Annotated in this window: 4 protein-coding genes; all 4 read left to right on the top strand. The window is 42.2% G+C overall.

Translation table 11 applies throughout. The features are described 5' to 3' along the window. Window positions 1-150 precede the first annotated feature (150 nt). The 4 genes from GF617_RS26285 to GF617_RS26300 all read left to right on the top strand — a co-directional run bounded on the left by GF617_RS26285 (window position 151) and on the right by GF617_RS26300 (window position 5,325). The gene (locus GF617_RS26285) at window positions 151-1,017 is read left to right on the top strand and encodes a type II restriction endonuclease (protein WP_239006640.1); all 867 of its coding nucleotides are present in this window, start codon (window positions 151-153) and stop codon (window positions 1,015-1,017) included. A 105-nt stretch (window positions 1,018-1,122) separates the two neighbouring features. Then, the gene (locus GF617_RS26290; RefSeq protein ID WP_203452751.1) at window positions 1,123-2,349 is read left to right on the top strand and encodes an ABC-three component system protein; all 1,227 of its coding nucleotides are present in this window, start codon (window positions 1,123-1,125) and stop codon (window positions 2,347-2,349) included. Beyond that, window positions 2,346-3,005, top strand: a complete 660-nt coding sequence (locus tag GF617_RS26295) for an ABC-three component system middle component 1 (RefSeq protein WP_035943293.1) — start codon at window positions 2,346-2,348, stop codon at window positions 3,003-3,005. The genes GF617_RS26290 and GF617_RS26295 overlap by 4 nt, the downstream gene beginning before the upstream one ends. Continuing rightward, window positions 2,983-5,325 (top strand): AAA family ATPase, encoded by a 2,343-nt coding sequence (locus tag GF617_RS26300; RefSeq protein ID WP_236946442.1) that lies wholly within the window; start codon window positions 2,983-2,985, stop codon window positions 5,323-5,325. The genes GF617_RS26295 and GF617_RS26300 overlap by 23 nt, the downstream gene beginning before the upstream one ends. Window positions 5,326-5,707 lie beyond the last annotated feature (382 nt).

Genomic DNA, 5,707 nt, shown 5'->3' on the forward strand with positions numbered 1-5,707 from the left:
GCTTACCGCTCATGGGCACCTCTCTTTAAGTCATCTTAAATGACTCTGAGGTGTCTGTTAAACCCGTGGCGATTCAAGAATTCAGTTACTGAATCCATCAATGAAGGTGATTTTCTCCTCATCACAAGGCTGGCTAACGGCTCACTCCTGATGTGTTTCACTCCGGCTGACTCTGTCATTGAAGCGCAACTACGCGAACTGTTTGGATTGTCGGGCCAGCTTGACGAAACATTCCACCGGGCTGACACAGGCGATAAAAAACTTCTCCTGCCTGTGCAGACTCTGTTTGAACAATTGGGAATAAGCTTCGAGTCTGAACAAAAAACCGACAAGGAACTGTTGGCGTTTCTTCTTGAGCACTACCCTGAAGGTCTCCCTAAATCCCATGTATTCTCCGAACTTGCGCGGAAACGTAAACCTGCAAATCCCAGGAAGGATCCAGACGAAGCTCTTATGGAATGGCTCACCGAAGAAGAACATATTTTTCGAACCTACGAGCGCTATCTCGTCAGTAACCGTCTGCGTCATGGATTTGGAGATGATGGCAGTGATGTCGATACCTTCATCGATTTTTCGTTAAGTGTACACAATCGCAGAAAATCACGCATGGGGTTCTCATTTGAAAACCACCTTGGACATCTTTTTAATTTACATGGACTTAAGTTTGAGAAAGGTTCATCGAAAAAGACAACTGAGAATAAGTCAAAACCAGATTTTCTTTTTCCTTCGTTCGATGCATATCACGATAAAAATTATGATGCAGAAAAATTAATTCTGCTTGGTGCCAAAACAACATGTAAAGATCGCTGGCGTCAGGTACTGGCTGAAGGCGACCGTCTTAAGACGAAGTATCTGGTGACAATACAACCCGGCATAAGTAAAGCCCAACTGACTGAAATGAGAGATAAACACCTAAATCTCATAGTCCCCTTTCCATTATGGGAAACCTATCCCCATGATGTTCATCAGGAACTGATGTCGGTAAAAGAATTTATAGAATTAGTGGCATCAACTTAGCATGGCTGAACATTGACGCACGATTATCGACAACCCAAAAATTAATATCGCTGTGATATCATTTCTGTACCAAATACAGCAAACAGTATGGTGAAAGGAGTCAACATGAGCGACGAGGAAGTAAGCAAGTATCCGCATAGCGCTATTTCCACCTGGAGCGGATTTGTCTACCAGGGTAAAGTGGCGCTCTATCATTGTCTCAAATTAATTAGTGCAGGTGATAGTGGATTCGAGTTACAACTGGATAGTACAGATGATTTCGCAATTTACAAAGATGATAAACTCATCAGCGCCCATCAGGTTAAAGCAAAAATTGGTGATTATCGCAGTAACTATAAGGATGCTTTAGAAAAATCGGCCGCAATAGAACTGGATAGAATAGCAGGGATCAAAAGATATTTTCATATATCACAACCCATAAACGACCATAGTGATTACATAGATGCGAATCGCGAACGAGTTGAATTCTATCCATATGGTGAACACCGGCACTGTGAACTTGACAGGATAGAAGATCTAACGAAAGATTTTATTAAAGAAATATATTTCCGTCAGGCCATATTTTTTGATGATAGCCTTATAGATGCAAACTACTGTCTACTATCAGATAAAATTAGCTCACATGCGCTAGCCATTCACAAAAAAATACAAAATGATGGTGATGCTCAACGTAAAGCAGCTTATGAATACCGTATATCGGCAGAAAGTATTCTTGCAGACATAACGGATTCGAGTCCATACGAAAGAAAGGACTACTACGCGATCGAGCTAAAAGCGCGCCTATACACTCACCTGGAAGAAAGGCTAGCTGAATCACTTCCAGGTATGTCGGACGCGGCCTACGAAAGAGCAAGACATATCTACGAGCTTATAAGAGGCTCTGAGGGTGGCGATTTCAAAACACTCTGCCAACTGATGAAGCCCTCAGAAAAGTTTTCACGCATTCAGAACTCTGATATACGTCGGTACACGGACCTCGTGTACACCATTAATGTCGAACCAATTTTAAAACGACTACCGCACTATTTAGACAGCAACAATAAGTTTTACGCACCGACGGCATTGTATTTACCAGAACCAACAGACAAAAAATACTGTACCTCCGAAATTATCGCTGAAATAAAAAATAATGATGATCTAGGCAGGCTGTTGTTCGAATTTAACAATCTCATTGCAGCCAAGGCTAATGAGAGTTTCATAATTGACACCAAGTATACAAACTGCTTCGATATAATCTCCACTGACGATCAAAATCGCATCGACAGCAACATCACCAAAAGTTTATGCATCAGCATTTTAACGAAAGACGACGCAGAGGCTCGACTTAAATGATTATTGACCTCATACATCAAGCTCTGGATGCACACAATTTCTCCAAAATACACGAGAATGACACAACCAGCTTCTATGTTAGAGAGAACGGTACGGCTGTACGATTTGCAGTCTTGCACAGGTTGGATAATTTGATGAAGCCTGGCGATCTTAACGCAACAATCAACCAGTCCGCGCCAGTGGTATTTACATCTGATCCAGCATTTAAAAAGAATTGCGATTTAATCTGCATTCATCACCTTGACAAGCTGGCAGAATTCAAAAATTATGAAGAGCAGATTTTTGAAATCGAAGAAGACCCACATTTCTACAAAAAATACGTACTTTACTATAGTGATGCAGAAGTTGAAGCCATTAAAGGACTAAACTTCACCAAGTTAAACGAATTGATTTCAGATAAAAAACAATTCGATGCTTACAAAAAAGAACCCACATCAGCGACTAAGTACAGTGCGGCTGCTAAGATATTCATTAAGCTGCCTTTTTTGGAGCTTAGTATTAACAAAGCGGAACTAGTTCCACTCCGTTTACAAATTGAAGAGGCTGTGGCAGAAGCAGACCTTACTAAGACGTATGAAACGGTAAAAAAAAACGGCCAATTAAATGCAGAGGATTTGATCAAGGAACTGATTAATGATGAACTGGCAAATTTCTAAAATTGAGATTTCAAGCTTTAAAGCTTTCAAAAAAATTCATCTGGATTTCGGTGATTCATCACTTTTGACATTAGATGGACCCAATGGATTTGGCAAAACTAGCATATTCGATGCTATTGAACTATTGCTAACCGGTAGAATAAAAAGAATTTGTCACCTATTTACAACTTTAATGATGGGTAAAAGAACGAATTATGAAGACAACTTGCTTTGGAATAACCGTTCAGGCAATAATGACCTGACTATAAAAATAGAGTTTATTAGTGGCTTGCACAAGCTTACCCTAGCCAGACATACTCCTGCAGCAAACTTTGACGAGAAATCAAACAATCGAGCAGACCAATTTATCCACCTTAAGCTTTACGAGTTGCCCGAATTCGCGTCCAACGATTATATAGCAGAAAACCTTCGCAACGAAAACATCATTGAGGAGATTTTTGGCAAAAACTTCAAAGAAAATTTTTCTTATTTGAATTATTTGGAACAAGGCCAAAACCAGCTCCTGCACACACGAGTAGACAAACGTAAAGAGGCATTAAACAACCTCTTCAATATTAGTGATGTAAAAGCAGAAACTGATAGCTGTAAAGCTATTGCTTTGCGGCTTACAAAGTTCATTGGTGATCCAAAGCGTGCTGCAGATTTATCAAGGTTAGAAACAGAGGCCAGTTCACTCAAGGAAATGATTCAAGCTGACCTGGGAGCAATTGAATATAAAAAAATTTCTACCGCAGTGCTACAACCTGGCTGGGATAAAGAGAGCCCATTTCCCACCTATTCTGCGGAAATTCATAGAGAATACATTGAGAATATCCAGAGTCTTCAAAGATTGGTTCTGCTAAAGAGTGCAATACAGACCAGAGATAAAAATGACTCGATCGAAAATTTTATTGAACTTAACAAGGACTCCATAAAAAGCCTGGCGCGTTTTGGCAACGATTTGAACAAACTGGATGGTCTCGAATCCACCAAAAAAGAATTGAACCAGCTGTTCAAGCAAGGAGGGATTATCAAACGTGGCGCTACAGTCATCAAGGCCGATGAGGCCAAGAGCCTTATTGGATGGCCCCAAGAGCGCTTAAAATTGTTTCTTGAACAAATAGTTACTCGTGATTTGCTTCAGCAAAAGAGCGCTTCTAATACCAACGCTGCAGCCGAGCTGAATCGTCTAAAAAAAGAGCTGGTGACTGAGCACGCTAAACTCTATCCCAATGATCAGCATTGCCCACTGTGTGGGGCAGAATGGCATTCCCATGATATTATGCTGCAAAAGATTGAGATCCGAACCACGCAGATTAATGACGTGCTAAACACCGATGGTCAGACCCTGATAAATCTCACTGGGCTGATGGCTGCGGAGCTGGCTCAAATTGGCTCTCAGATACAAGGCCGGATAACGCAACTATCCGTTGGTTATAACCAAGCCCTACACAGCTTTCTGCTCCGTGATAAAACACGGTTACCAGCAATTAACCAACTAGCCTCCCGACTTCAAGCCTTAGGGGGAGAGCTAAACCATTCGTTCTCCGAAAATGATGAAGAAGTGGATACTCGAACTCAGTCTTTGATAGCGTTCATCAGAAACCAGAAAATAGCAGAGACAGAGCCTTTGCCGCAAGATTGGAGAAATGTCATCACCTTTGCTTTTAAAGAGTTGCAGGACTTTTATATCGTTGAACTTCAGAATCTGAAAGACAAAGAGCTGTATATCGCAGCTAAAGCAAACGAGGCCCAGAGCGTAAGACTCAAGCAGTGCCTTGATGAGCTACAGGTTATTCAGCGTGAAACCAAAGCAGCGCAGATTGCTAAAGGTAAGGTTACTAACCTAAAGGCTACATTGGAGAAAACAGAACGCCGCTACTCGGAACAAACGATTGCTGAAATTGAGTTGATTTTCCATATTTATAGCGGAAGGCTTATCCAAAACTATCAGCGTGGTTTGGGTCTGTTTATTGAAAGCAAAGATGGTAAAGAGCTCAGGTTTCTTACAGCCGAGAAATCTGAATATGACGCAATTCTGTCGATGAGTTCCGGGCAGGTATCGGCGCTCAGCCTGGGATTTTTCCTCTCGCTGAATAGAGTTTACTCAAACGTACCGCTGATCCTGATCGATGACCCATCCCAGTCGCTGGATGAGGTGAATATTGCCTCTTTGACTGATCTTCTTCGCTGCGAGTTCAGCAATCGTCAGTTGATCGTTTCCTCACACGAGGATGACATTTCCTCCTATATGCGCTATCGGTTTACCAAGGCCGGTTTGAGCACCCGATCGTTAAACATGCAACGCTTAGCTAAGGAAGCTCTGGTCGCTGCAGGCTGAGTCATCATGATAGGGGCATATGGAGCGTGCCCACAGGTCTATGGACTGAGATAGAGGTGTGAAATGTCCGCTTCACGCCCTGAGACATTCGACAAGCTTTTTATGGCTTCAGTAAGGGCGACTTTCGCGCCTCCAGTGCCAGCAAGTATTTCGCCGCATTGACTCAGCATTTTTGTTACCCAATACGCACTGTTGCCTCACCAAAATTGTTACTTTGGCTGTGTGATGAATAATGGACTTGACCTGCCCCCACGATTAGATACAACACTCAGTTAGTAACGTCGGAATCTTCATTCTCAGAATGCCCCTTTCTCCAGCCCGCTGCAAATTCAGACGGTGTCTGATAATTCAGCGTGGAGTGCGGGCGGCATTCGTTATAATC

Origin of the sequence: Lelliottia sp. RWM.1 (assembly GCF_016859735.1) — a bacterium.
Classification (GTDB): domain Bacteria; phylum Pseudomonadota; class Gammaproteobacteria; order Enterobacterales; family Enterobacteriaceae; genus Enterobacter.